The organism is Spirosoma fluminis, assembly GCF_054778895.1.
The window spans coordinates 134220-160584 of sequence record NZ_BAAGZD010000016.1; the positions used below are offsets into that span (position 1 = coordinate 134220).

General features: G+C 50.1%; 19 protein-coding genes and 1 tRNA gene. 14 read left to right on the forward strand and 6 right to left on the reverse strand.

The genetic code is table 11. The annotated features are described in order from the left end of the window. Positions 1 to 17 precede the first annotated feature (17 nt). Complete coding sequence (locus tag ACYVBJ_RS18555; protein ID WP_460983799.1) at positions 18 to 1373, forward strand: vanadium-dependent haloperoxidase; 1356 nt, start codon at positions 18 to 20, stop codon at positions 1371 to 1373. A 134-nt stretch (positions 1374 to 1507) separates the two neighbouring features. Next, positions 1508 to 2233, forward strand: coding sequence for a hypothetical protein (locus ACYVBJ_RS18560; RefSeq protein ID WP_460983800.1), 726 nt, complete (start codon positions 1508 to 1510; stop codon positions 2231 to 2233). A 172-nt stretch (positions 2234 to 2405) separates the two neighbouring features. On the opposite strand, the gene ACYVBJ_RS18565 is transcribed toward ACYVBJ_RS18560, so the two are convergent. The 3 genes from ACYVBJ_RS18565 to fabD form a co-directional block, all read right to left on the reverse strand. Continuing rightward, entirely contained in the window at positions 2406 to 3083 is a 678-nt protein-coding gene (locus tag ACYVBJ_RS18565; RefSeq protein WP_460983801.1) for a TetR/AcrR family transcriptional regulator, read from the reverse strand. A gap of 366 nt (positions 3084 to 3449) precedes the next feature. Next, positions 3450 to 3520: transfer RNA gene (locus ACYVBJ_RS18570), tRNA-Gln, on the reverse strand. A 114-nt stretch (positions 3521 to 3634) separates the two neighbouring features. Beyond that, positions 3635 to 4525 carry an ACP S-malonyltransferase gene (gene fabD / locus ACYVBJ_RS18575; RefSeq protein WP_460983802.1) on the reverse strand — a complete coding sequence of 297 codons (891 nt, stop codon included), beginning with the start codon at positions 4523 to 4525 and terminating at the stop codon, positions 3635 to 3637. 390 nt (positions 4526 to 4915) lie between these two features. Between fabD and ACYVBJ_RS18580 the strand changes: the two genes are divergently transcribed. From ACYVBJ_RS18580 to ACYVBJ_RS18595, 4 genes are all read left to right on the forward strand, one after another. Beyond that, positions 4916 to 5611: a succinate dehydrogenase cytochrome b subunit gene (locus ACYVBJ_RS18580; protein WP_460983803.1), complete on the forward strand. Its 696-nt coding sequence runs from the start codon at positions 4916 to 4918 to the stop codon at positions 5609 to 5611. A gap of 80 nt (positions 5612 to 5691) precedes the next feature. Then, positions 5692 to 7629 carry a fumarate reductase/succinate dehydrogenase flavoprotein subunit gene (locus ACYVBJ_RS18585; protein WP_460983804.1) on the forward strand — a complete coding sequence of 646 codons (1938 nt, stop codon included), beginning with the start codon at positions 5692 to 5694 and terminating at the stop codon, positions 7627 to 7629. Positions 7630 to 7708: 79 nt separating this feature from the next. Next, on the forward strand, positions 7709 to 8467 hold the full coding sequence (locus ACYVBJ_RS18590; protein WP_460983805.1) for a succinate dehydrogenase/fumarate reductase iron-sulfur subunit: 759 nt from the start codon (positions 7709 to 7711) through the stop codon (positions 8465 to 8467). Between the two features lie 336 nt (positions 8468 to 8803). Then, the gene (locus ACYVBJ_RS18595) at positions 8804 to 10042 is read left to right on the forward strand and encodes a DUF4249 domain-containing protein (protein WP_460983806.1); all 1239 of its coding nucleotides are present in this window, start codon (positions 8804 to 8806) and stop codon (positions 10040 to 10042) included. 158 nt (positions 10043 to 10200) lie between these two features. Here ACYVBJ_RS18595 and prfA read toward each other — a convergent pair whose 3' ends face one another. Beyond that, positions 10201 to 11274 (reverse strand): peptide chain release factor 1, encoded by a 1074-nt coding sequence (prfA, locus tag ACYVBJ_RS18600; protein WP_460983807.1) that lies wholly within the window; start codon positions 11272 to 11274, stop codon positions 10201 to 10203. 130 nt (positions 11275 to 11404) lie between these two features. On the opposite strand from prfA, the gene ACYVBJ_RS18605 reads away from it, so the two are divergent. Further along, a complete protein-coding gene (locus ACYVBJ_RS18605; protein WP_460983808.1) occupies positions 11405 to 11989 on the forward strand; it encodes a hypothetical protein in 585 nt (194 codons plus the stop codon). A gap of 50 nt (positions 11990 to 12039) precedes the next feature. Here ACYVBJ_RS18605 and ACYVBJ_RS18610 read toward each other — a convergent pair whose 3' ends face one another. Continuing rightward, positions 12040 to 12753 carry a pyridoxine 5'-phosphate synthase gene (locus ACYVBJ_RS18610; RefSeq protein ID WP_460983809.1) on the reverse strand — a complete coding sequence of 238 codons (714 nt, stop codon included), beginning with the start codon at positions 12751 to 12753 and terminating at the stop codon, positions 12040 to 12042. Between the two features lie 752 nt (positions 12754 to 13505). Here ACYVBJ_RS18610 and ACYVBJ_RS18615 point away from each other — a divergent pair. Genes ACYVBJ_RS18615 through ACYVBJ_RS18630 form a run of 4 tightly spaced genes read left to right on the forward strand, consistent with a single transcriptional unit; the run spans position 13506 to position 17498 of the window. Beyond that, on the forward strand, positions 13506 to 14585 hold the full coding sequence (locus ACYVBJ_RS18615; protein WP_460983810.1) for a sensor histidine kinase: 1080 nt from the start codon (positions 13506 to 13508) through the stop codon (positions 14583 to 14585). Further along, the gene (locus ACYVBJ_RS18620) at positions 14582 to 15649 is read left to right on the forward strand and encodes a sensor histidine kinase (protein ID WP_460983811.1); all 1068 of its coding nucleotides are present in this window, start codon (positions 14582 to 14584) and stop codon (positions 15647 to 15649) included. The genes ACYVBJ_RS18615 and ACYVBJ_RS18620 overlap by 4 nt, the downstream gene beginning before the upstream one ends. Continuing rightward, the gene (locus tag ACYVBJ_RS18625; RefSeq protein WP_460983812.1) at positions 15646 to 16713 is read left to right on the forward strand and encodes a sensor histidine kinase; all 1068 of its coding nucleotides are present in this window, start codon (positions 15646 to 15648) and stop codon (positions 16711 to 16713) included. Before ACYVBJ_RS18620 ends, ACYVBJ_RS18625 begins: the two co-directional genes overlap by 4 nt. Continuing rightward, entirely contained in the window at positions 16710 to 17498 is a 789-nt protein-coding gene (locus ACYVBJ_RS18630) for a LytR/AlgR family response regulator transcription factor (RefSeq protein ID WP_460983813.1), read from the forward strand. The genes ACYVBJ_RS18625 and ACYVBJ_RS18630 overlap by 4 nt, the downstream gene beginning before the upstream one ends. Positions 17499 to 17519: 21 nt before the next feature. Here ACYVBJ_RS18630 and ggt read toward each other — a convergent pair whose 3' ends face one another. Beyond that, on the reverse strand, positions 17520 to 19262 hold the full coding sequence (ggt, locus tag ACYVBJ_RS18635) for a gamma-glutamyltransferase (RefSeq protein ID WP_460983814.1): 1743 nt from the start codon (positions 19260 to 19262) through the stop codon (positions 17520 to 17522). 236 nt (positions 19263 to 19498) lie between these two features. Here ggt and ACYVBJ_RS18640 point away from each other — a divergent pair, with 236 nt between their 5' ends. The 3 genes from ACYVBJ_RS18640 (at position 19499) to treY (ending at position 26334) form a co-directional block, all read left to right on the forward strand. Further along, positions 19499 to 19924: a hypothetical protein gene (locus ACYVBJ_RS18640; RefSeq protein ID WP_460983815.1), complete on the forward strand. Its 426-nt coding sequence runs from the start codon at positions 19499 to 19501 to the stop codon at positions 19922 to 19924. A gap of 316 nt (positions 19925 to 20240) precedes the next feature. After that, positions 20241 to 22127: a malto-oligosyltrehalose trehalohydrolase gene (treZ, locus tag ACYVBJ_RS18645; protein WP_460983816.1), complete on the forward strand. Its 1887-nt coding sequence runs from the start codon at positions 20241 to 20243 to the stop codon at positions 22125 to 22127. Continuing rightward, complete coding sequence (gene treY, locus ACYVBJ_RS18650) at positions 22120 to 26334, forward strand: malto-oligosyltrehalose synthase (RefSeq protein WP_460983817.1); 4215 nt, start codon at positions 22120 to 22122, stop codon at positions 26332 to 26334. Before treZ ends, treY begins: the two co-directional genes overlap by 8 nt. Positions 26335 to 26365 lie beyond the last annotated feature (31 nt).

A 26365-nucleotide genomic window follows, 5' to 3' on the forward strand; every position in this document is an offset into this window, starting at 1 on the left:
CTAACTTGTCTTTTCCTATGCGTTCCTTACTTCAATTCGGCTATCTGCTCGTCGTTGCACTGGTAGGGCTGGCTGGTTGTCAGAAATCGGCGACACCGGCCGAGTACAATGCCACAACGGCTAACCCTGAGTACTACAATAAAGCTTTAAATAAGCTAACGGAGGTCGTTATTCACGATATTTTTTCTCCGCCCGTAGCCAGTCGTATCTATGCCTACGCTAACCTGGCGGGTTACGAAGCCCTCATACCCTTCGATCCTAATTATGAATCTTTGGGAGGGAAATTAAAGCGCTTTCAGTCGGGGCCTGCACCGGAAGCGGGCAAAGAGTATTGTTTTCCGCTTGCGAGCAGCCGGGCCTTTTTAACGGTGGCTCGTGCGCTAACCTTTTCGGCTGAGTTCTACGATGAGTTCGAAAAAACATTCTACGAGCAATACAAAAAGGATGGCGTGCCTGATGAGGTGTATGAGCGCTCAATGGCTTATGGCGAAGCCGTCGCCAAGCACATTCTGGATTATGCGGCTAAGGACAGCTACAAACAGACCCGGGGTTTCAAGCATACCGTTACGAACGTAGAAGGTACGTGGGTACCAACCCCACCAGCCTACATGGATGCCGCCGAGCCACAGTGGAATAAACTGCGCTGCTGGGCAATGGATACGTGTAACCAGTTTATGCCACCCCGTCCGTTCATGTATAGTCTCCAGAAGGGAAGCTCCTATGAGAAAGAGCTGATGGAGGTTTACGAAACGGGTAAGAACATGGATAAAGAGAAGCAGGATATTGCCTATTTTTGGGATGACAACGCCTTTGTGATGAACGTAGCGGGCCACGTCATGTATGCTTCGAAAAAAATGACGCCGGGCGGACACTGGCTGGGGATTGCCCAAACAGTTGCCCGCCAAAGAAAACTAAACCTCATACGGACGGTCGAAGCCTATACGTTGACCTCGTTTGCGGTAACAGACGGTTTCATTGCCTGCTGGGATGAGAAATACCGTAGTAACACAGTTCGGCCCGAGACGGTGATCAACAAGCACATCGACCCCAAGTGGACGCCTTTCCTGCAAACACCTCCCTTCCCCGAATACCCAAGCGGCCACAGCACCATTACGGCCGCAGCGGCTACGGTGTTGACCGGTTTGATCGGCGATAATCTCGCGTTTATTGACTCCACGGAATATCAGTACGGACACGGCGTTCGGTCGTTTGCTTCGTTTAAGGCAGCCGCCCGTGAAGCGTCGATCAGTCGGTTGTATGGTGGAATCCACTACCGATCTGCCCTGGATAACGGATCGGTTATAGGCGAACAGGTAGGGCAGTTGGTCTTGCAAAAGATTCGCACCCGAAAAACGGCCGTCGCTCAGCGGTAGACGAGCCTGGCTCAAAACCAGAAAAGCCTGAACCGGGATGCCGGTTCAGGCTTTTCTGGTTTCAGAATATACACTCAGTGCTAGTAACCATTCCAGCGTTGCTGCGTTATTGAGTTGTTCTCGCCATCCCCGTTATGAAACTGTTCACCATCACCCTGGCACTACTGGCTTTGGTCAGTACGTTTGCGCCATCCAGGACAAACGCACAACAAACGTATTTTAATGTTCCTTCGTCTGATATTGTTGGCAAGCATGAGGTGTCGGTGCAGCAACAGGTCAATTTCGCCGAAACGTACCGGTCGAGCACTACTTTTAATTTAGGGCTTGGCAAGGAATGGGAGATCGGCGCGAATTTGTATAACCTTACGTATGAACCTTCAGAACGGCGCTTCTCCCGCAACGATTCAACAATTCAGCAGCCATTTGGTCCTTTGTTATTACTCAACACCCAGAAGGCGTTTGACCTGAACGAACATCTGGAGGTGGCCATTGGAGCACAGGGAGGAATCAACCTAACGCCGACGCACAAATCCCAATTAGTAGGTTATCTGTATACGCATATTGCGGGCTCATTGCACGATGAACATTACAACTGGTCATTGGGAGCGTACACCGCCAATCCCCGCTATCTGGGCGAAGGTCCTAACGCCGGATTTCAGGCTGGTTTCGACGCCGGTATTTTTTACCAGAAGTTTCACGTACTGGGCGACTGGATCTCGGGATCGCACGAACAGGGCCAGCTGGTGTTGGGAGCAGAAGTGTATTTGGGAAAGCATTTTCCGCTGGCTGTTGGCTGGCAGCGGTCCAATAAAAATGGTGCTCAGGCTTTGGTTGTACAACTGACCTATAATCCGGAATGACGAAACAACTTCACCGGCTTGAACATTCCGGATGAAGGCTGAACTGCCAAAGTTGTTGATTCTTGAAGAAGAATAGCTCCGTTACGTAAGGGGAAAACAAAAAAGCAGGCGGTTTAGTAAGAGCGATACCAGCTAATCTGAGATCGTCTTTCCGTAAACTGCCTGCTGGTTATTACCATTGAGCCATCGGCAAGTTAGCCGACTGCAGCTCTAATTGCACATCTTTAGACGTAATCGCCATCTTGTTCAAAGCGATATAGATTGCCTTCACGGCATTTTCGATACGTTTCCAGCCTTCTTCGCTACGTAAGTCAATGCTGATCATCGTGCGATCGTTCTGAGCCATAATCGTCAGATACGTCATAGCGCCCAGAATGACGGCGGAGACAGCCTGCGTATCGGCACCTTTCACGAACGAAAGCTGGCTAACAAGACGCGTCATTTCTTCGTCTTGTGCCCTGGCAGTTGTTTCGGCAATGGAGTCGTTCTCAATCACGCTTGCTTTCAAAATTTCACGAGCTGCTTTGAACGTGCGGAAATATCGGTACGTCTGAATCACCTGACGATACCAGATTCGAGCTACGTCTGATTCATGGAGTGGACGGATTTGGTCCAGCACAGCAGGGTTAAAGACCGGGAATAACTTACCCATCTTCACATAATATTCAAGAAGCCCTTCCATACCGCCAAAGTACCGGTAGATCAATACTTTACTGACGTTTGCTTTTTCGGCCACCCGATTGACGCCCACCCCCTCAAGCCCACGCTCAGCAATGACTTCCTCCAACGCTTCGACGATCCGCTGTGTGGTTTTTGCACGGTTCCGCCTTACTTTCTCGTCTTTCTCCATATTGAATGCATTCGTTATTATTCATGTAGTTACTTTATTTGACTACAAATAGCGTTGAGAGTCACTTCAATGAACCTTAATCTATCAATAGATTTTATTTGGCCCGGTATATCATTGTAAACCAAATATCAAATTGTATTAACCAAACGAAGAGAATAACAATGGTTGTACAATCAAAGATTGTTTCTGATACAAAAAAAGCCCTTATGTCACCTTGTGTAGCTATTTGGCAAAGGAACTGTTTTTTTAGATGGAGGCAAAAAAAATTGTAATTTTCTTATAGAAAAGACCTGTTAAAAATTATATAACGCTAGAATTAGAAGAAAAACATAAAAGCCGCCTGATAAAATCAAGCGGCTTTCCATGTTGCCCGAGAAGGATTCGAACCTCCACAAACAGAACCAAAATCTGTCGTCCTACCCTTAGACGATCGGGCAATTGCGAGTGCAAAGATAATGGGTGCCGAATGTTAAAAGCAAGTATAGGCTCAAAAAATAATCGATTTAACGCGGTTCTGAGCCTATAAGTACTGATTTACAAGCACAAAAATTTTACACACTTGCAATTATTGACCCTGAGCTAATCTTTTTTACCAATCCCTGAAGGACTTTTCCGGGGCCGCATTCGTAGAATTCTGTAGCGCCGTCTGCCACCATCCGCTCAACAGACTGCGTCCAGCGAACGGGGGAGGTTAACTGAGCGACCAGATTGGCCTTAATCTGAGCAGGGTCGGTAGTTGGCTGCGCATCAACATTCTGATACACGGGGCAGCGGGGAGCGTTGAAAGGCATCAGATTAACCGCGTCGGCAAACTCGTCGCGGGCAGGCTCCATAAACGGGGAATGGAACGCACCACCTACCGCCAACTGCACCACGCGCTTGGCTCCCGCTGCTTTCAGGCGTTCTTCGGCTAGTTGAATCCCCGCCAAGCTACCCGATATGACGACCTGACCGGGGCAGTTGTAATTAGCCGGAACAACAACTTCTTCGGTTATTTCGGCACAGACCCGCTCAATCACCTCATCCGCTAGTCCAAGCACAGCCGCCATAGTGGATGAAACCAGTTCGCACGCCCGCTGCATGGCCGTAGCTCGGACCGAGGCCAGCCGTAATCCATCTTCGAAGGAGAGTACGCCAGCCGCGGTCAGTGCCGACAATTCGCCGAGCGAATGACCGGCAACCATGTCGGGCGAAAACGATTCGCTGGTTAAGGCTAGCACAACCCCATGCAGGAAAACGGCGGGTTGAGTATAAATTGTTTGTTTAAGGTCTTCATCGCTTCCCTCAAACATGATGGCTGTTAAATTATAACCGAGTATGTCATTAGCCTGATCGAACAATTGCCGGGCTGAGAAACCCTGTGAGCGGTTATCATTCTGGTAAAGGTCGAACCCCATGCCCCGAAACTGAGAGCCCTGGCCGGGAAAAACGTATGCTTTCATGCTATAAGTGTTGGCAGTTTAACCAATAGAGCTGCAAAGTAAGCCGCATAAATGAGTTCTGTCAAAACAGATTTACAGGTTATTGAAGAAAGTTGTTGATTAACAATATATTAAGCGGTACAGGCCGGGCTTTAGCTGGATTAAATGGCTAACAGCTACGCGCATGGAAACGGCCGGGAATAATACGAATCCAGAAAAACAAAAGCTCGATACATACTGTTACGAAATCAGGTGATTTGTCTAATTTTTAGAGTCTATAAATTAGACGTCCACCGTCCTAAAAACAGGGCTAACCTTGTTTCCGTCGGGTTTGTGCTTTAGTTTTGATGCGCCGTTTAAAACGGCTTTTTTTCAATAGTTTACCACTAAAAATTTCGTGTCGTTCACCATATGGCTTGGGTAACACAAACATTGTCCAGCTCCCTCGGCCGCAAGGTCATCATGTCGCTGACGGGACTGTTTTTGAGTTCGTTTCTGATCGTTCACATGGCTGGTAATCTACAGCTTTTTAAGGGCGACAACGGACGGGCGTTCAACGAGTACACGTACTTCATGACGCATAATCCGCTTATCATTACTATTTCGTACCTGCTCTACACATCTATTCTGGTTCATGCGCTTATGGCCTGGATTTTAACCCGCCACAACCAGGAGTCACGGCCTGTGAAGTATGCCTATGCACGTCCGGATGCGAATAGCCCTTGGTCATCGAGAAATATGGGGATTTTAGGGACTGTAATCCTAGTCTTTATTGTTATTCATATGCGGACGTTCTGGTACGAAATGCACTTCGGAGCCGTGCCAATGGCCGAGTATGATGGCAAGCAGTACAAAGATCTGTATGCGGTTGTGAAAGAGGCTTTCTCGCAGTGGTGGTACGTGCTCCTGTACGTCCTGTCGATGGTAGCCTTAGGCTATCACCTGGCGCATGGCTTTCAGAGTGGTTTTCAATCGCTAGGCATCCGGCATCCCAAATACACTCCCCTGATTGAGAATCTGGGCCGCTATTTCTTTGCCTTTCTGATTCCGGTTGCTTTTGCGGCTATGCCAATTTATGTGTTTTTGAAAGTTCACGGGATTATATAAGTAAGCGGATGTATAGTGAATGAGCGGTTAATGACAGCTAAGCATTCACTAACTCATTCACTAATTCGCAATTAAGAAGTATGAAACTGGATTCAAAGACTCCCGAGGGGCCGTTAGCCGAGAAATGGTCACGGCATAAGTTCGGCTTGAAGCTGGTCAACCCGGCGAATAAGCGTAAATATGATGTAATCGTTGTTGGAACGGGCCTGGCGGGTGCTTCTGCGGCTGCCTCACTGGCTGAGCTGGGTTACGATGTGAAAGCCTTTACGTTCCATGATAGCCCCCGGCGCGCGCACTCCATTGCAGCGCAGGGTGGTATAAATGCGGCTAAGAATTACCAGAACGACGGCGACAGTATATTCCGTCTGTTCTACGATACCATTAAAGGGGGTGACTACCGCGCTCGTGAAGGTAACGTGTATCGCCTGGCCGAAGTTAGCGTAAACATCATTGACCAGTGCGTGGCGCAGGGCGTTCCGTTTGCTCGTGAGTACGGCGGCTTGCTGGCGAACCGTTCATTCGGTGGGGCGCAGGTATCGCGTACGTTCTACGCACGGGGGCAAACAGGCCAGCAGTTGCTGCTGGGTGCTTACCATGCCTTAAGCCGTCAGGTGACAAATGGCAAGGTGAAGCTGATTACGCGGACCGAAATGCTCGATCTGGTCGTCGTTGATGGCAAGTGTCGGGGGATTATCACCCGAAACCTGATTACCGGTAAAATTGAGTCGCATTCCGCCCACGCTGTACTGCTTTGCACAGGCGGTTACGGAAACGTTTTCTACCTGTCGACAAACGCCATGAACTCAAACGCTACGGCCGCCTGGCGGGCGCACAAGCGTGGCGCGTTGTTCAGTAATCCTTGCTATACGCAAATTCACCCTACCTGTATTCCGGTTAAAGGCGATTACCAGTCGAAGCTGACGCTGATGTCGGAGTCGCTACGTAACGACGGACGGGTTTGGGTTCCGAAATCAAAAGAAGACGCTGAACTGATTCGCCAGGGTAAGAAACGGGCAAATGACATTGCCGAAGAAGACCGCGATTACTTCCTGGAGCGCCGGTACCCATCTTTCGGGAACTTGGTACCCCGGGACGTAGCATCCCGGAATGCCAAGTACGTTTGCGATGAGGGCCGGGGCGTAGCGCCAACGGGTCTGGCGGTGTACCTTGACTTTGCTGATGCAATCAAGCGCGATGGTCGTAAAACCATTGAGGCTAAGTATGGTAACCTGTTTGAGATGTACGAGAAAATCGTCGACGATAACCCATACGAAACCCCAATGATGATTTACCCGGCGGTGCACTATACGATGGGCGGTCTCTGGGTAGATTACAATCTGATGACAACGGTCCCAGGTTTGTACGCCATGGGTGAAGCGAACTTCTCGGACCACGGCGCGAACCGCTTAGGCGCATCGGCGTTGATGCAGGGGCTGGCCGATGGTTATTTCGTGATTCCATATACTGTAGGTGATTACCTGGCAACGATCGGTCCAGCCGACAAATTGCCTGTTGACCATCCTGCCTTCAAGGAGGCTGAGAAGCACATTCAGGATATGAACAGCCGCTTCCTGTCGATCAAAGGCACCAAAACGGTGGATGAATTCCACAAGGAGTTAGGCCACATCATGTGGGATTACTGCGGAATGTCACGTAACGCCGAGGGCCTGAAGAAAGCCAAGAAAATGATTCAGGAACTGCGGGCTGAGTTCTGGCAAAATGTTCGGGTGATGGGTGATGCTGAAGAAATGAACCAGTCGCTTGAACATGCCGGTCGCGTAGCCGACTTCCTCGAATTGGGCGAGCTTATGGTGGATGATGCCCTGCACCGCGAGGAATCGTGTGGCGGTCACTTCCGCGAAGAATATCAGACCGAAGAAGGGGAAGCACTACGTAACGACGCCGACTTTGCTTACGTAGCAGCCTGGGAGTACACGGGCGACAACCAGCCTGAGGTACTTCATAAAGAAGTGCTTGAGTTCGAGAATGTGAAGCTTACCCAGCGGAGTTATAAATAGGAGTTATTGAGTCATACGTAGTACGGTTCGTTAAAACGCTACTACGTATGACTTCACGACTTGACAACTTCTTGATACAATGAAAGTCACACTGAAAATCTGGAGACAGAAAAATAATAGTACGCCGGGTAAACTGGTGGAATACCAACTGGATAATATATCGCCGGACATGTCTTTTCTGGAAATGTTCGACGTACTGAATGGCGAGCTGACCAAGAAAGGCGAAGAAATCATTGCCTTCGATCACGACTGCCGCGAAGGCATCTGTGGATCATGCGCCATGTTTATCAATGGTCGGGCGCACGGTCCGCAAACTGGGGCAACTACCTGTCAGCTGCACATGCGGTCGTTCAACGATGGCGATACCATTGTGGTAGAGCCCTGGCGGGCACGGGCGTTTCCGGTTATTAAAGATCTGATGGTGGATCGCTCGGCGTTCGACCGCGTGGCGCAGGCAGGCGGTTACATTTCGGTAAACACCGGTTCAGCACCTGATGCCAATGAGATTCCGGTGCCACGTTATATCGCCGACGAAGCCATGGATGCTGCTCAGTGCATTGCCTGTGGCGCTTGTGTTGCAGCCTGCAAAAACGCATCGGCCATGCTGTACGTAGCGGCTAAAGTGTCGCACTTTGCCGTGTTACCGCAGGGGCAGGCTGAGCGCCAGCAACGGGCCGAACGGATGGTAGCACAGATGGACGCTGAAGGTTTCGGTGCTTGCTCGTTTACAGGTGCTTGCTCGGTTGAGTGCCCGAAATCGATTTCACTCGATCACATCGCTCGTATGAATCGCGAGTACCTTGGAGCAAAATTAACCTCAGACAACGTTCAGGGTTAACGTAATACATCAAAAGAAAAAGCCTGTTACGTTCTCATGCAAGCCACGAGAACGTAACAGGCTTTTTCTTGCTTTAAAGCAGATTGATCAGCAGGAAGTATTATATAATGCTAATATTCTGTTAAGAAAATAAAGAGCTAAGCAAGAGAAGATAGAGAAAGCTTAGCACTCAAGAGGGTTTAAAATTTGAATTAATATGCAGTAGTTATACCTAACATTGAGGTTATATATAAATCTTCTCTTGTTTGACCGCTATATGAGTTGGTTTTATAGAAATTACATAAGTCATACTTAAGAACCGTGCGGCAAGTCTCATCTTATAAAACATCGTATGCTATGCGTTTATGGGTCTTGCTATTGGTTTCGGTAGCTTTATTAGGCGGACCATTAGCTTGTGTCGATTCCGAAGATCTGACGCTGAGGAGCAAATTAGATATACTAATAGTAGAAGGTACCGTTACTAATCTGGTGGAACCGATGAAAATTCGTCTTAACCGGTCCCGACCCGATCAAACGTTAGGACGATCCATCATATTTCCTGTTACTAAAGCAAAAGTGTCCGTGGTGGTCGATTCGACAGAAACCATTACGTGTCACGAAACTGTAGATGGTACTTATCAGCTTCCGTCCGATTTTAAAGGACAAGTCGGCCACGCCTACCAACTTCAGTTTACGCTGAGCGACGGAACCCGATATGTTTCTACACAACAGATTATGCAGCCCGTGCCCCCTGTAGCAAGGGTAACGTCAGAGTTCAATACGGCTAGTGTTTTACCGGTAATTGATGAAAATTACACTGGCGGACATGATGTTTATGCTGATATACTTGACCCTGTCGATGTACGTAATTACTACCGTTGGGATTGGACGTTGTATGAACAGCAGGAGTGGTGCCGGTCGTGCGCTGGAGGGATATATGCTGTAAATGCAGTTGAGCTGCTAAGCCGTTCACTTTATCAGTCTACCGATCAGCCATACGAGGATTGTTTCTACCCACCAGTTGGTTCACAGGCTCAAAACCAGCTCAGAAACGCTATTTTTGATTACCCCTGCCGGACTAAATGTTGGGAAATCTTACAGAGTCACGACGATATAAATATATTTAATGATCAGTACAGCAATGGCGGTTTAATCGTTCGTCGGCCAGTAGCCCATATTCCCTACTATCAAAATAAACCGTGTATAGTGCATATACGGCAGGGATCACTTACGAAGGACGCTTATCAGTACTTCAATCTCTTAGCGCAGCAAACCCAAAAAACGGGTGGATTGGCCGATACGCCCCCAGCTATACCGGCGGGAAACATACACAACGTAGCTAATAGTAACGAAGCTGTTGTTGGCTATTTTACGGCCTCGGCGGTATTTATTAAACCACACTATATCGATCGTAGAGATACTCAGGGTGTACCACCTGGCTTATTCTATGCCTTATATGGACGGCTGCCCAAAGCCGAAATGCCACCGCCGTTAGGTCCAGATTTTATTCGGAATGGACCTCCCCGTCCTCCAACCGCCGTCTGTGCGCCCGCTGAACAAAGGACATCTTTCAAGCCAGCAGGCTGGCCTGATTAATTTTGAATGTACACGTTGGCAGATAAAAGATAAATGTCTGTTTATCTGTATTTAATCTTGATTGTACAGAGTTACAGTCAACGCTTTCCTTTTAAAACACAAAAAATCCTAACACGCGCCATACGTATTAGGATTTGTCCATATACCAGCAAAAGTACCTAAGCCGTTGCCCCTTCTTTTAGGCGTTCGGCGTTTTCGGCGATGCGGAGTTGTTCGATGAATTCACCGATGTCGCCGTCCATCACGGCGGGTAGGTTGTATACTGTCAGGCCGATGCGATGATCGGTTACGCGGCTTTGCGGATAGTTATACGTCCGGATCTTGTCGGAACGATCACCACTGCCTACCATCGTTTTCCGTTGCGACGCAATGGCATCATTATGCTTCTGCAACTCGATTTCGTACAAACGCGAACGTAACACGGTCAGGGCTTTGTCAAAGTTTTTCAGCTGTGAACGTTCGTCCTGGCATTGAACGACCAGACCCGTTGGAATGTGCGTCAACCGAACCGCCGAATACGTCGTGTTAACGGACTGACCACCCGCGCCCGATGAACAGAATGTATCTTTCCGGATGTCGTTCATGTTCAGTTCTACGTCCACCTCTTCCGCTTCGGGAAGTACGGCTACGCTGGCGGCTGAGGTATGAATACGGCCCTGTGTTTCGGTAGCCGGTACGCGTTGCACACGGTGCACGCCTGATTCAAATTTCAGTTTACCGTACACATCTTCCCCTTCGATTTCGGTGATAATTTCTTTGTATCCACCCGACGTGCCTTCGGTATAATCGACGAGCGTCATGCGCCAGCCCATTTTCTCGCAGAACCGCTGGTACATCCGGAAAATATCACCCGCAAAAATGGCGGCTTCGTCGCCACCCGTACCGCCCCGGATCTCAAGAATAACGTTTTTGCTGTCGTTGGGGTCTTTCGGAATCAGCATCTCTTTGAGCGTTTCTTCCAGCGTTTCCCGGCGCGGCAGCAGTTCGTCTAACTCACCTTTTGCCATCTCCCGAAAGTCTTCATCTTTCTCGGTGGCAATGATTTGTTTGGCGTTGTCGATCTCCAGCAGCAGTTGCTGATAGGCGAGGTATTGATCAACAATCTTTTCCAGATCTTTATATTCTTTGCTCAGCTTCATGAACCGCTTCTGGTCGGAAACCACCTCTGGCTGCACAATCTGCTGGGCGACTTCGTTAAAGCGTTCCCGAATGGCTTCTAATTGTTCGAGCATAACTGTTTCTATAGTATCGTACTACAAAAATACAACATTTCGGCCGGACAACCGCCCATCCGCTACCTTTGCAACCCACGGCCCGTGTGTAACGTTATAGACGTACTGGCCACTATGATTCTCTGGTTCAATGAAAACGCATTCTCTTATTATTACGTTTGTTCTGCTCGCGCTGACGCTTGGCTCCTGCGATCCCGAACGGGTGAAATATACCAAAGAATTAAAGCAGCAGATGGCTGATATGAAGGTTAAACGCGTTACCAACGCCGACATGGTAGAAACGGTGAATACGTTTGGCGACAGAATTAGCCGTACGGTTCAAAACGAACTGGCCGAAAAACTCCAGGCCACCAACGACCCGGCCGAACAGGCAAAACTTTGTCAGCTACAGACTCTGCCGCGCACGAAGGCCATCGCGGAGAAGTATGGCGTGGATATTCGTTTGTTGGGCGCAGCCGACGTGCAGAATAAGGCCCTGAACCAGAAAGAGCGCGAAATACTCGACGCGTATCTGTACAACGCCGAGCAGAAGAAATCGCAGATTTCGAACATCCAGAAAATAAACGATACGCTGTTTATCTACAACGCAGCCGTGCCCGCCGAAAACAGAATCTGTGACGCCTGTTTCGGTAAGCAGCAAACGCCACTGGCCGTCTGGCGGATCGCTTTTCCCAAGCGTGAAGTGATTCGGCGAACGAAGCCATCCGCTAAATAGGGATACGTATTGTTGTCTTGATCCGTAAAGAAGTATAGCCGGTCGTGCAATTACTGCAACTCCCGCAGATACATTTGAATGGTGTTTTCCAGGCCAAAATACAGGGCGTCGGAAATTAGCGCGTGACCGATCGATACCTCCAGCAAGCCGGGAATATGCTGGGCGAAGTACCGCAGGTTTTCCAGGCTCAGATCATGCCCCGCGTTGAGCTCTAAGCCAAGCTCATTTGCCAACGTTGCCGCCCGCACGAACGGTTCGATAGCGGCTTCGGGGCTCGTAGGAAAATGGGTTGCGTAGGGTTCCGTATACAGTTCGATCCGGTCGGTGCCAGTGGCTTTGGCGCCTTCGACCATTCGCTCGTCGGCATCCACAAAAATCGACACCCGAATACCGTCCTGCTGGAACGTATCGACCAACTGGCGCAGGTAATCTTTATGTGTAAGGGTATCCCAGCCTGCGTTCGACGTAACGGCATCCGGTGCATCGGGGACAAGCGTTACCTGGGCCGGTTTGACGCGCTTAACCAACTCAATGAATCGCTCGTCGGGGTTGCCTTCAATGTTGAACTCGGTTGTGACAACGTCCGCCAGGTCGAGTACGTCCTGGTAACGAATGTGCCGTTCGTCGGGACGGGGGTGCACCGTAATGCCCTCGGCTCCGAAGCGTTCAGCGTCCAGAGCGACCCGAACCACATTAGGATTACTGCCTCCCCGCGAATTCCGAAGCGTGGCAATTTTGTTGATGTTAACACTTAAACGAGTCATACTGTAACGAGTGAAAGTCGGCAACGGCTGCAAAACGAGGGAGCCTTTTATTGCAAAGCAACTTCAATGGGTTTGTTTTGGTTCTGCCTGCCCGCTCCAATAGGTGTGCCTGCGTTACGTATCGAAATCTGTCTATCCAGCATTTCGTGGCCAAAAGACAGCCGGAAAAGCCAGCGCTAGGCAGACTGATTACGGTAAACAAAGCAACGTAACAGCGAGCTATCGTCCAACCAATCAGTAGGTTATCTATCTATTCATATACGGCTCAGCGGAAGCTATTTTGTTCGTAAACCGGCCGAAGCCTGTACGCATCTGAACCCGCTCTTTTGCCGGTTCGATCAGCAAAATAGGCAGTTCATTCGCTCATGGATTGGTTCAGAGACCTCGGTAGGCCAACTTTGTTTCATTAAGAACAGGACGACACAGTAAACGACACTATACGACACGGAAATGAACACAACCCGTAAGGAGCCGCTGCCTAAGGGAGCCTTAAGGATATCAGAAAATTAGGGTGTCTGGTAGCGTAGGTCGAAACCGCAGCAGTGAACCCATACCGCTACCATATAAAGTCATTAGGGAATTCATCATAGAAGTTAGGTTAGGGAAGCAGACTGCCCGGCGATGATATTGCCGGGCAGTTTTATGTACAATTCATCCCGGCTTTTTCTCAATTCAACCGACGTATTATGCACTTGATGCGATTGTGGTACGGTACTTGGTAGGCATCCCGTTATTTTCGGATATTCACCGATATGACGCTGCCCCTAAAATGGCCTGAGGTTATCCGTCCTCGTTTCTTCTCGAAAGTAGAGTGGATATACCACCTGCTGATGATGCCTGTACTATTTCCGTTGGGGAATTACTACTTCATCGGTCCGCGCTATTTTCAGGATTTAGGAACGTTTCTGATCGGAACCGTCGTCATATTCTGTTTATACTGGCTGTCGATTGTTACGTTGACGTTGGCCATTCGCTGGGTAACCAGCCGATTTCCCAGTCAGCGTCAGGCCGTGATGCGCACGCTGGTGATGCTGGTGATGGTGGGTGGGCTAACGGTGGTGCTGGCTAGTTTTGACGTGTGGATTTACAGCGTAACGCCGTTTTTGCAGGTGCAATTCAGTTGGGACTCGGTTCGGCCGATCTGGATATTAGGGTTCATTTTTGATATTTTCTTATGCATTGCACTCAACTTGTTCTACGCGTATGCGCAGTGGCAGGAAAATCAGACCGAGAATGAACAATTGAAACGGGCCGCGCTGCAACACCAGTTCGATGCACTTAAAGGGCAGCTCAACCCCCATTTTTTGTTCAACAGCCTGAATTCGCTTTCCTCGCTCATCAGCGAAGACCCCGAGCGGGCCGAGCGATTTGTGGATGAGTTGTCGAAAGTGTACCGGTACTTATTGCAGGCTGGCAACCGCGATCTGGTGTCTCTGCAGGAGGAGATTGCGTTTATCCGCATTTATATAAACTTGCTTCAAACCCGCTACGGCCCCAGCCTGCGGGTTGAGCTTGACATCGTCCGTGATTACCTGAACCGCATGTTGCCACCACTGAGCTTGCAGACCCTGATTGATAATGCGGTAAAGCATAATGTAATGCTGCCCGACAAACCGCTGATGATAACCATCAGAACAACTCCACTGGGTTTGCAGGTGAACAACAACTTACAACGGAAGAAAATCACCGTAGAAACCCAACGGGCCGGGCTGGCTAATCTGGCCGCTAAGTATCGACTGTTCGGTGAAGAGCCGGTACAAATTCGCGAAACGGAAGCTGGTTTTCGCGTTACGTTGCCTTTGTTGCAGATGCCAACCAACTATACGCCATGACGCCCTGTTACGAAACCCGCCTGCGTATGGTCGGCCCCTTTGTGCTGTATCTGTTCGGAACCTTATTTTTCCGGCTGAGCGCCTTGGTGAATGCCGCCGATCTGTATGAGGCACTTCGGTATGAGTGGATCGCCCTACTGGCAGGCTACCTGTGCTGGAACCTGACCCGGTGGGTCGTCGTAACCATCCAGCGGTATTGCCCGGGCCTGAGTCAAACCAAAAAACGATTAATCTGGCTAGCTATCGGGTTTCCATTTCTGGTTAGTTTCGGCGTGATCGTCCGGGTGGGGAGCCATTCGCTGGTGCTGGGCAACTGGTTCGATACGTCCGTTCAGTTCGACTACGCCACGACGACGGGTGTACAACTGTTCTATCATTCGGTGTACATCGCCGTATACGAAGGTATCTACCTGTATCGGCAATGGCAGCAGACCAATGCCGAAAAAGAGGTTTTGCTGAAGGCGCAGTGGCAGGGTCAGTTCGAGAGCCTCAAGAATCAGGTCAATCCGCACTTTTTATTTAACAGCCTCAACTCGCTCTCCTCGCTCATTGCCGACGAACCCCAACAGGCTGAGCGCTTTGTGGATGAAATGGCTAAGGTGTACCGGTATCTGCTGCGCACGAACGAAGGCGAATTGACAACCCTGGAAACTGAGTTAGGCTTTATCAGTTCATACGCTCATTTACTCAAAACACGCTATGGGAAAGGCATCTCAGTAACGGTTAATGTTGATATTGAGCCGAATGCGTGTTACTTGCCCCCGCTGACGTTGCAAATGCTGGTCGAGAACGCCGTGAAACACAATACCATTCTAAGCCATAAACCGTTGACAATCGAGATCAGGGCTACGGCCAGTGGACCCGAGCGGCCCGGGGGGCTGATGGTGCGAAATAATTTGCAGAAACGTACCGTCCGGATTCCGTCCAATCAGGTTGGCTTATCAAACATCGCGGCTAAATACCAGATGCTGAGCAGACAGGATATTCTGGTGCGCGACGATGGTCAATATTTTACAGTGGTGCTTCCGTTATTAGCTGATTCGCAACCGGTCAACGTTTCATGACGACCTTTGCGCATCAACTGCTCTACCGGTTGCCTGCCGTTCGTCCGCAAACGAAATGGCAGCTACTGCTGCTGTTGCCGTGGTTTATTCCCCTGCTGACTTATTGGCTATTGGGCGATCGATACGTAGCGGATGTATCCACTTTCGTTATGGCCACAATGCTCAATTTCAGTATTGGCGTTACGTGTCTGTTCATCCTTGATCAACTGACGCAGCGAGTTGTTCGGCGGTACCCAAACATCGGACAAACCTGGTCACGAATCTGGCGCTTGCTAACTGTTTTTATGCTCGTAACGCCCTTGTTTATACTGGGGGGGATGTACTGTTACGATCACTTCCACTGGTTCGGCTACAGTCATGATTCGGAAATAACCGGACGAATCCTGTTCATGAACATAGGGGCTAATGTGTTGTCGGTAGGTATTGATGAAACGGCTTATTCGCTGACGAAATGGCGTGAAAATGCGCTTGAGAAAGAGCAGTTGAAAAAGATCAACCTGCAAAGTCAGTTCGAGAGCCTCAAGAACCAGGTCAACCCGCACTTTTTGTTCAACAGCCTCAACTCACTCTCCTCGCTCATTGCCGACGATCCGCAGCAGGCCGAACAGTTCGTTGATGAGATGTCGAAAGTATACCGGTATCTGCTGCAAACAAACGAAGGAGAGCTTACCACCCTGGCGAATGAATTGAAGTTTATCGACTCGTATTACCACCTGCTGAAAACCCGGTATCAGGCCGGCATTTGTCTGAACGTCGACGTACCCGATCAGTACTTATCCTGTTTGTTGCCGCCGTTGACGCTGCAGATGCTGGTCGAAAACGCCGTGAAGCATAATATTATCCAGGCCAATAAACCCTTATTGCTCGAACTGACCATTTCGGAGGGCCAGCTGGTCGTGCGCAACAATTTACAACGCAAAACCCTCCGGGTCGTCTCCAACCAGGTTGGGCTGACCAATATTGCGGCCAAGTATCGCCTGTTGGCACAAACTGAGCCGATTGTCAGCGATAGTAATGGTTATTTCACCGTAGTTTTACCCCTCTTATCACCTTTGATCGTATGAATGTATTGATTGTTGAAGACGAAGACCTGGCTGTTCGTAAACTCCGGAAGTTAGTGCAGGAGGTAGACCCTTCCCTGTCGATAACTGGTGTTACGGCCAGCATTGAAGATACCGTGGAGTGGATGCAAAACAACCCATCTCCCGATCTGATCTTTATGGATATTGAGCTGGCCGACGGGCAGAGTTTTGAAATTTTTGAGCGGACAGAGGTCCGTAGCACCGTAATTTTCACGACCTCGTACGACGAGTATGCGCTGCAGGCGTTCAAAGTCAACAGTATCGACTATTTGCTGAAACCGATCCAGAAAGAAGATCTACAGCGGAGCCTGAAAAAATTTCATGACCTGCACCGCACGGCACAACCCGATGGGCAGGCGAGCAGCTCGCAGCCGTTTAATCTGGACAAGCTGCTGCGGGAACTGCAACTTCAGCAGCAACCCAAAGACTACCGGAAGCGCTTTCTGGTACGCCAGGGGCAGCGGCTTTTATCGGTTGAAACGAGCGAAATCGCTTACTTCTATACCGATGAGCGGTTCAGCTTCTTCCGTACGTACACGAACCAGAAGTTCTTGGTCGATTATACGCTCGACGAGCTGGCTGATGCCTTAGACCCCGCGCACTTTTACCGGATCAACCGGGGTGTGATCGTTACCCACCGCTCGGTGTCGCAGATGCAGCCGTACTTCGGCAACCGCCTGGCCCTAACCATGCAACCCGCCTTCGACAAGGAAGCGATTGTGAGCCGGGAGAAAGTAAGTGAGTTCAAAAAGTGGATGGGGAAGTAATACGAAAGGCGCACGGTTGTGTTAATAACCCGCGGCCTGACCATCTTTACGCATCTCGGTAGCACCCCAGTATACCCGGTTGGCGGCATCGAACCGAATGGCCTGATAGCCACCGAAGAAGTCGGTTTCGGCCAGGCGGTGCCCCCGCCGTTCGAGTTCGGCGCGAACGTCTTTAGAAATACCACTTTCCAGCGCTAGCCGCCCCCCGTCGGTCATCAACGTACCGATGGGTTCGCTGCTGCCGGAGTGGCTGAATCGGGCGGCATCACCGGCTTCCTGTACGTTCATGCCGAAGTCGATGATGTTGCACAGAACCTGAAGGTGGCCCTGGGGCTGCATAGCCCCGCCCATAACACCGAAGCTTAAAAAGGGTTCGCCATTTTTGAGCACAAACCCCGGAATAATTGTCGTAAACGGGCGCTTGCCGGGCGCGTATACATTGGCGTGATCGGGCTGCATGTTAAAGCTGGTACCGCGGTTATGCAAGACGAAGCCCAGTCCGTCGGGTACCATGCCACTGCCAAATTCCAGCATGTTGCTTTGAATGAGCGACACCATATTCCCCTGATCATCAGCTACGGTTAAATAAACGGTGTCACCAGCGCGAAGTGCCGGAATACCCGCATCGATACGTTCTGATGCCTTGTTCATATTGATCAGCTTCCGGCGCTGGGCAGCATACGCTTTGGTTAGCAGCCAATCGGTCGAAGCTTTGCCGAAGTCCGGGTCAACATAATACCGGGCGCGATCTTCAAAGGCTAGTTTCTTCGCTTCAACCAGCAAATGCAGATAATCGACGCTGTTATGCCCCATGCTTTTTAAATCGTAGCCTTCCAGAATGTTGAGCATTTGTAAGACGGCAATCCCCTGTCCGTTGGGAGGAAGCTCATACACGTCATAACCTCGGTAGTTTACCGATACGGGATCAATCCAGTTGCTCCGATGAGCCGCTAAGTCGGTTTTACGTAACGGCATACCAACTCGCCGGGCGTATCGGTCAATCGCATCAGCGATAGGGCCTTTGTAAAATGCATCCCGGCCGAAGTGGGCTATTTTTTCGTAGGTAGCGGCTAAATCGGGATTCTTGAATAGTTGTCCTTCAACGGGGGCTTTGCCGTTGATCAGATACGTTTTACGGAAGTTATCGAACTCGGAAATATCAGCCTGATTAGCCGCTAGCCGATTAGCTGCCACCTGCCACGAATAGGCAATCACCTGCGGAACGGGTACACCTTCGCGCGCATAGCGAATGCTGGGAGCGAGGATGTTACGTATGGGAAGCTTGCCAAAACGTTTATGCAGTTCAAACCAGCCATCCACGCAGCCCGGAACCGAAACGGACAGGGGGCCATACAGCGGGATTTGCGACTGCTTTCCCAATCGGGTACGTAACGCGTCATAAGACAGGTCTTTGGGAGATCGTCCACTGGCATTCAGGCCATAGAGCTTTCGGTCTTGCGCTGACCAGACAATCGCGAACAGGTCACCCCCGATGCCGCCGTTGTTCGGTTCAATAACGCCCAGGGCTGCATTGGCGGCAATAGCGGCATCGATCGCGGAGCCACCCTGTTTTAAAATGTCCAGACCGATCTGAGTAGCAAGCGCATGGCTGGTTGCTACCATACCATGCGTTCCCAGCGCGGGGCTGCGCGTGGCAAAATTCGGACCGGTGATTCGGTCGCCTTTACCCGTCTGCTGGCCATACAGAGTGGACGTGCTGAATACAAGCAGGCTTACGACAAAACCCAGGATTGTGCGGTTCATTGGCTGTTTACCAGCTGTCGATGTCAGACAGCTTTTTACCTTAAAAGTCAGTCTCCCGAACCGCTTACTTAACCCGAAAGCTCATAAACGGTTAAAACATTACGTTATAGACTGTAAAGCCGTTGGCTTCATTGGTTTAGAATTTTGGCAGCGCAAAATTCTTTAGTCCCTTTACAACCTCAACGAACGGGTTAGGGTCTGATTGATTAGTACAGCTAGTATAATTTATGACAACTATGAAGATTACTTATTTAGTAGCGGTTCTGCTCAGCGGATTAGCAGCCGTTGGATGTCAGCAAACCACTCAGAACGCTGCTCAGCCATCAGAGTCTGTAGTCGTAGGTATTAAGCAGTCGGCACGTATTGGGCAGAGTGTGAGCGTGCAGGTCGATACCATTCAGGATAGCCGTTGCCCGGCCAATGCCATCTGTATTCGGGCGGGTAATGCCGATGTTTCCTTTACGCTGACCGACGGTACGAACCGTCAGTCGGGTAGCTTGTGCCTTGGGGAGTGTAAACCGGGGCCTAAAGACAAAGACTCAACTACGGTTCAACTGGGTACGGATCGGTATCTGGTGCTGCTAAGCGAGGTTCGGCCTTATCCGGGTACTGATCCCGCCAACACCAGGCAGGAAGCGGTGATTAAGGTTAAAAAGCAATAGCTCTAAACGTACCTGGCAATAAAAGCAACGCGGCCCGTTCCTACCAGAGCGGGCCGCGTTGCTTTTGTCATAAACAGCGGTGCTGGTCAATTTTTCCTTGGTTGAAGGTCCCCGTAAAAGGTGGGCCATTCCCTGACTTAAAACAATATGGCGACCATTTCCTTATTTCTTAACAGGCCTTTGCAAACATAATCTGGTTGAAAAGTAGTTAAAACCGTAGTCGCAAGAATATGTGAGGCCAAATCGATCAGGTATAATTTGTCAGGGTTAAGAGATGACAAACTATATTCTTGATTCATAGAACTGTTTTGAGGGTATGATTGACGAAATACATGTAGACAAACGATCGCTCGGCGTTACGTTTATTGCCGAAGATGAAGCAGAGATTTTGCTGTGGGCGCCTAACGCCAAACACGTAGCAATTAAGTTGTACGACCATGCCGCGGCCATTCCGCTGAAAGCAGACAAATTCGGCTACTGGTGCGCTAAAACGCATCAAATCAGCCCCGGTGATTTGTACGAATTTGTTCTGGATGGCGAACTAAGGCGTCCTGATCCGGCGTCACTCTGCCAGCCTCAGGGTGTTCACGGACCGTCGCAGGTCGTTGATCTTACCAATTTTCAATGGAATGACCAGAAATGGAATAATCTGCCCCTAGAGGAGTATATCCTCTACGAGTTGCATACCGGTACGTTTACAGCCGAAGGCACGTTTTCCGCCATCGAGGAAAAACTGGATTACCTCAAAGCGTTAGGCGTCAACGCGATTGAAATTATGCCGATTGCGCAATTCCCCGATTCGCGCAACTGGGGCTACGATGGTGTGTTTCCGTACGCCATTCAGAATAGCTACGGGGGAGCCAGTCAACTACAGCACCTTGTCGATACCTGCCACGCGAAAGGAATAGCGGTCCTGCTCGACGTAGTGTATAATCACTTTGGGCCGGAGGGCAACTACTTCAAAGATTTCGGGCCTTACTTCACCAACAAATACTGTACACCCTGGGGCGAGGCCATCAACTTTGACGATGCCTGGTGCGATGGCGTTCGGCGTTACTTTATTGAAAATGCGCTCATGTGGTTCCGCGATTTCCATATCGACGCGTTACGTCTCGACGCAGTTCATGCCATAAAGGATTTCAGCACAACCCACATTCTGCGCGAGATCAAGCAGTACGTCGATCAACTGATGGAAGCAACCGGTCGTCGGCATTATATGATTGTCGAAAACGACCTGAACGATCCGAAATTCATTAACCCGTTATCTGAGCAGGGATTTGGCATGGATGCTCAATGGATGGATGAGTTTCACCATGCCTTACGGGTTACGGTCGGCCAAGAACGTAACGGCTACTACTCCGACTTCACGGGTATAAGTCACCTGGCCAAATCCTATCGGGATGCTTATGTATATGATGGGCAGTTTTCGGAAGAGCGGCACCGCTTCTTTGGGAAAAAGGCCGAACATAATCCGGGTCAACAGTTTGTCGTATTCTCGCAGAACCACGATCAAATCGGTAATCGCAAGCTGGGCGAACGGTCCAGTCAGCTCTATAGTTTCGATACGTTAAAAGTGATGGCTGGGGCGGTTATGGTCAGCCCGTATCTACCCCTAGTGTTTATGGGGGAGGAGTGGGCCGAAACGAACCCGTTCCTGTATTTTGTGAGTCATACCGATCCGGAGTTGGTAGAAGCCGTGCGGCAGGGACGTCAGCAGGAGTTTGCTGCCTTCCATGCCAGCGATGAGGCTACCGTGCCCGACCCAATGTCTGAATACATTTTTCAACAATCGAAGCTGCAATGGGAATTATTGGATCAGGAGCCGCATAAAACCTTATTGCGATACTATCAGACGCTTATTGCGCTCCGTAAGGAACACCCGGCCTTACGCCATCTGAATCGGCAAAACCTGGATGTCAGCGAGAGCGAGGAGCAGAAAACGCTGATCCTGCACCGCTGGCACGACGATCAGCACGTGCTTTGCCTGATGAACTTTGCTAAAGAGCGAAGCGAGGTGAGTATACCCGCATTGGACTTATCCTGGGAAAAAGCATTCGATTCGGCCGACCCGCAGTGGCAGGATCAAACAAAAGAGGGAGCCGATCAGTCAACCCCCAGTCAGGCTCCACAAACTACCTCAGATGGAGAGACGATTACGCTCCAGGCTGAATCATTCGTCATCTACACACAACGCTATGAATAATCCGGTTGCTACGTACCGATTGCAATTTCATAAAGAATTTACGTTCACTGATTTTGAACGTGTTATTCCATATTTACACCAGCTTGGCGTAAGTACCATATATGCCTCTCCAATCTTTGAAGCCGTACCGGGCAGTACGCATGGTTACGACTCCGTCAATCCGCAGCGTATCAATCCAGAAATCGGTACGGAGGAGCAGTTAAGGGCCATCAGTAAGCGACTCCATGAATTGGACATTCGCTGGGTGCAGGACATTGTGCCAAATCACATGGCGTTTCATCCCAACAATCCCTGGTTGATGGACGTATTAGAAAAAGGGCAGCGCTCACTCTACGCCCGTTTCTTCGATATAAACTGGACAAGCCCGGTTCATGGGGGGCGACTTATGGTGCCTTTCCTGGGTTCACCGCTGGAAGAGATTATTGAAAACGGCGAGTTGAAAGTCGATTACCACGACCAGCGGTTCGTGCTGGCGTATTACGATTCGCCTTATCCGATTGGGCTCGATTCATACGCTGCGATTCTACAAGCCGGTTCTGAGGAGCCACCAAAGGCGATTCGTGAGCTGCTGAATCAGTTAGCCAGGCTGGCAGAAACAGAGGACGCTGAGGCTTATGCGTTCCAGACAACCGAGTTCCAGACGCAACTGGCGAATCTGCTGGAAGAAGCTGATGGTAAAGCGTACCTGAAAAGCTGTTTGAAAGCGGTTAATGGAGATGCTACGCGTATTCGGCAGATTGCCGATGAGCAGGCGTATCGGTTATGTTACCATGCCGAAACCGACAAGGAAATCAATTACCGGCGGTTCTTTACGGTCAATGGCCTGATCTGTCTGAATATTCAGGACGAGGTCGTCTTTGAACACGTCCACAAACACATCAAAGCGCTGGTAGAAGACGATGTGTTTCAGGGGCTGCGGGTGGACCATATTGATGGCTTATACGATCCGACCCAATACCTGGAGCGATTACGGGAATTAGCCGGGCCTGAGGTATACATTGTCGTTGAAAAAATTCTAGAAACGGGCGAAGAGCTACCGACTACTTGGCCAATTCAAGGGGAAACGGGCTATGCGTATTTGTCGCTGGTTAACAACGTACTTACGCGAACCCGGAGCGGTGCCAATTTCACCCGCTTCTACCACAAATTGCTGGGCAGAAAGGTCAAAATTCACGAGGAACTGCACAACAAGAAAGCTTATATTCTTAACGAGCACATGCAGGGAGAGCGGGAGAACTTGTATCACCTGCTGCTGGACCTTAATCTGATCAACGAGCGCTTGGTAGAGTCACTTATGCCAGACGTGATGAAGGCTGGCATCGGTGAGTTTCTGATTCAGTGTCCAGTATACCGCTATTATGGTAATCAATTGCCGTTAGTTGAGCAGGAAGCTCAGGCTGTGCGGGCCATCATCAACCGGATTCGGCAACGGAAGCCTGAATTAAGTGTGGCAATGGACGTACTGGAAGATGCCTGGCTGGTGAAACCGCAGGCGGGTGACGAGAATTATAACAGCCGCGCGTTACGTTTCTATCAGCGTTGTATGCAGTTTACCGGGCCGCTGATGGCAAAAGGTGTTGAGGATACGCTTATGTATACCTACACCCGTTTCCTGGGCCACGATGAAGTGGGCGATTCCCCCGACTTCTTTGGCCTTACGGTCGACGAGTTTCACCAGAAAATGCTGGACCGGCAGAAAAGTTGGCCGCTGTCCATCAACGCTACATCGACGCATGACACTAAACGGGGCGAAGGCGTTCGTGGCCGTCTGAATGTTCTGACCGACCTGACGGATGAATGGATAGAAGCGGTTGAAAAGTGGCAGCAACTGAACCAGGATTTGAAGCAAAACGATGCGCCCGACGCCAACGATGAGTACTTTATTTACCAGACGTTGATCGGCGCTCATCCCATGCCGGGGCACGATGAAGACAACTTCCCGACGCGCCTGACCGAATATCTCGAAAAGTCCTTACGGGAAGCGAAGCGCCACTCAAGCTGGAACGAACCGAACGAAGCCTACGAAGAAGCGACGAAAAACTTTGCCTTGAAGCTGCTTGACCACAAACGCCCTTTCTGGAAGCTATTTGAAGCCTTTCATCATCGAGTGGCCAACTTTGGCGTAGCTAACTCCCTCGCGCAGGTTATGCTTAAGTTCACCTGTCCTGGTTCACCGGATGTGTATCAGGGTTGCGAAGGCTGGGATTTTAGTATGGTTGACCCGGATAACCGGCGGGCTGTTGATTACAATCAGCGTCAGCAATGGCTCGATGAGCTATCTGCAACAGACTCAAAAGGTATTTGGGCCGATCTGTGGAAAAATCGGTTCGATGCCCGAATAAAGCTTTGGTTGGTACATACTCTGTTCCATGAACGTAAACAACATACCGATCTTTTTGCCAAAGGGCATTACATCCCCTTACAGATAGCTGGTCGCCGTAAGCAGCATATATTGGCGTTTGCCCGGCAGTATGAACAGACCTGGTACGTCGTGGCAGTACCTCTTGGACTGGCTCAGTTTGCCAGTCAAGACGAGTTGAATACAATCGATTGGGCGGATACCCGTATTCTCTTGCCCGATTATGCCCCGCAGGAGTGGACGCATCGGCTTGTACAGACTAGTGGTAAAGTTGAGAAGGGGAGCCTTGCTATCCAGGACATCTTTAAAGACATACCGCTGGCAATAGTCAAGCTACAAAAAGCCCCCACCGAACGTAGCGCGGGTATCCTGTTACCGGTTACGTCCTTGCCCTCGCCTTATGGCGTGGGTGATTTTGGGCCGGAGGCAAAAGCGTTCGCTGATTTTCTGAGCCGGAGCCATCAAACGTACTGGCAGTTACTACCAATCAATCCGGTTGAATCGGGGCAAGGTCATTCGCCCTACAGTTCAAATTCGAGTATGGCAGGTAGCCCACTCTTGATAAGTTTAGATGTACTGGCGGAGAAAGGCTTACTCGACCGGGAAACCGTATTAGCCCATCAGTTACCCATTCAGGATAAAGCCGATTTTAAAGCGGCAAAGGCTTTGAAGGAAGAGTTGTTTGAGATAGCGTATCGGGAGTTTAAGACGCACCGATCAGCCGCTCTTCAACTGGAGTTTGAGCAGTTTTGTGAACAGGAAGCGTATTGGCTTGATGATTACGCGTTGTATTCGGCCTTGAAAATACACCACCAGGATGCGCCCTGGTTTGAATGGTCGAAGGGATACCGACTTCGTCAACCGGAACCGCTGCAAGCCTTTGCCAGGGAGAATGAAGAAGTGATGGACAAGGTGAGGTGGCTCCAGTTCGTGTTTGCAAGCCAGTGGAAAGATCTGAAAGCATACTGCAACACCCTCGGCATACAGCTGTTCGGCGATTTACCTTTTTACGTGAGCTATGATTCCGCCGATGTGTGGGCGAACCCAGATCTGTTTAGTGTGGACAAGGATGGGAAGATGACGGGTGTAGCCGGTGTGCCGCCCGACTATTTCAACGACGATGGCCAGCTTTGGGGCATGCCGGTATTCCGGTGGGATGTCTTGAAGAAACAGGGCTACTCGTGGTGGATTCAGCGGCTGCGCAAGAATATGGAGCTGTATGATTTACTACGTCTCGACCATTTCCGGGCGTTTGCCGACTATTGGGAGGTTCCCGCCAGCGCAAAGACGGCCGTGAACGGTACGTGGAAACCCGGACCCGGTGCCGACTTCTTTAACACCGTTCGGCAGGAGCTGGGTGAACTGCCGTTTGTGGCCGAAGACCTGGGCGACATCAACGAAGCGGTTTATGAACTTCGGGATGCGTTCAGGATGCCGGGTATGAAAGTCGTGCAGTTTGCCTTCGGCGAGGATATGCCCAGAACAGTAAATATTCCGCACAATCATACCGTCAATTCGATTGCGTATACCGGCACGCACGACAATAACACCAGTCGGGGCTGGTACCGGCAGGATGCGGATAAAGAAGACCAGAAGCGGTTGGCGCAATACGTGGGATACCCGATTATGGAGAACGATGTGCATGTCGTGTTGGGCCGGATGACATACGGTTCTGTTGCTAAGCTTGCCATTCTGCCCATGCAGGACGTGATTGGCCTGGACGAAAAAGCCCGGTTGAATACACCGGCTTCAGGCAGTGGCAACTGGGAATGGCGACTGTTGCCCGGCCAGATTTCAAAAGAGATCGAAGCGCAGTTGAGGGAGTGGGTAAAGGTGTATAATCGCTAATCAAGTCAGTCAAAACAACGCTTAAACCAGG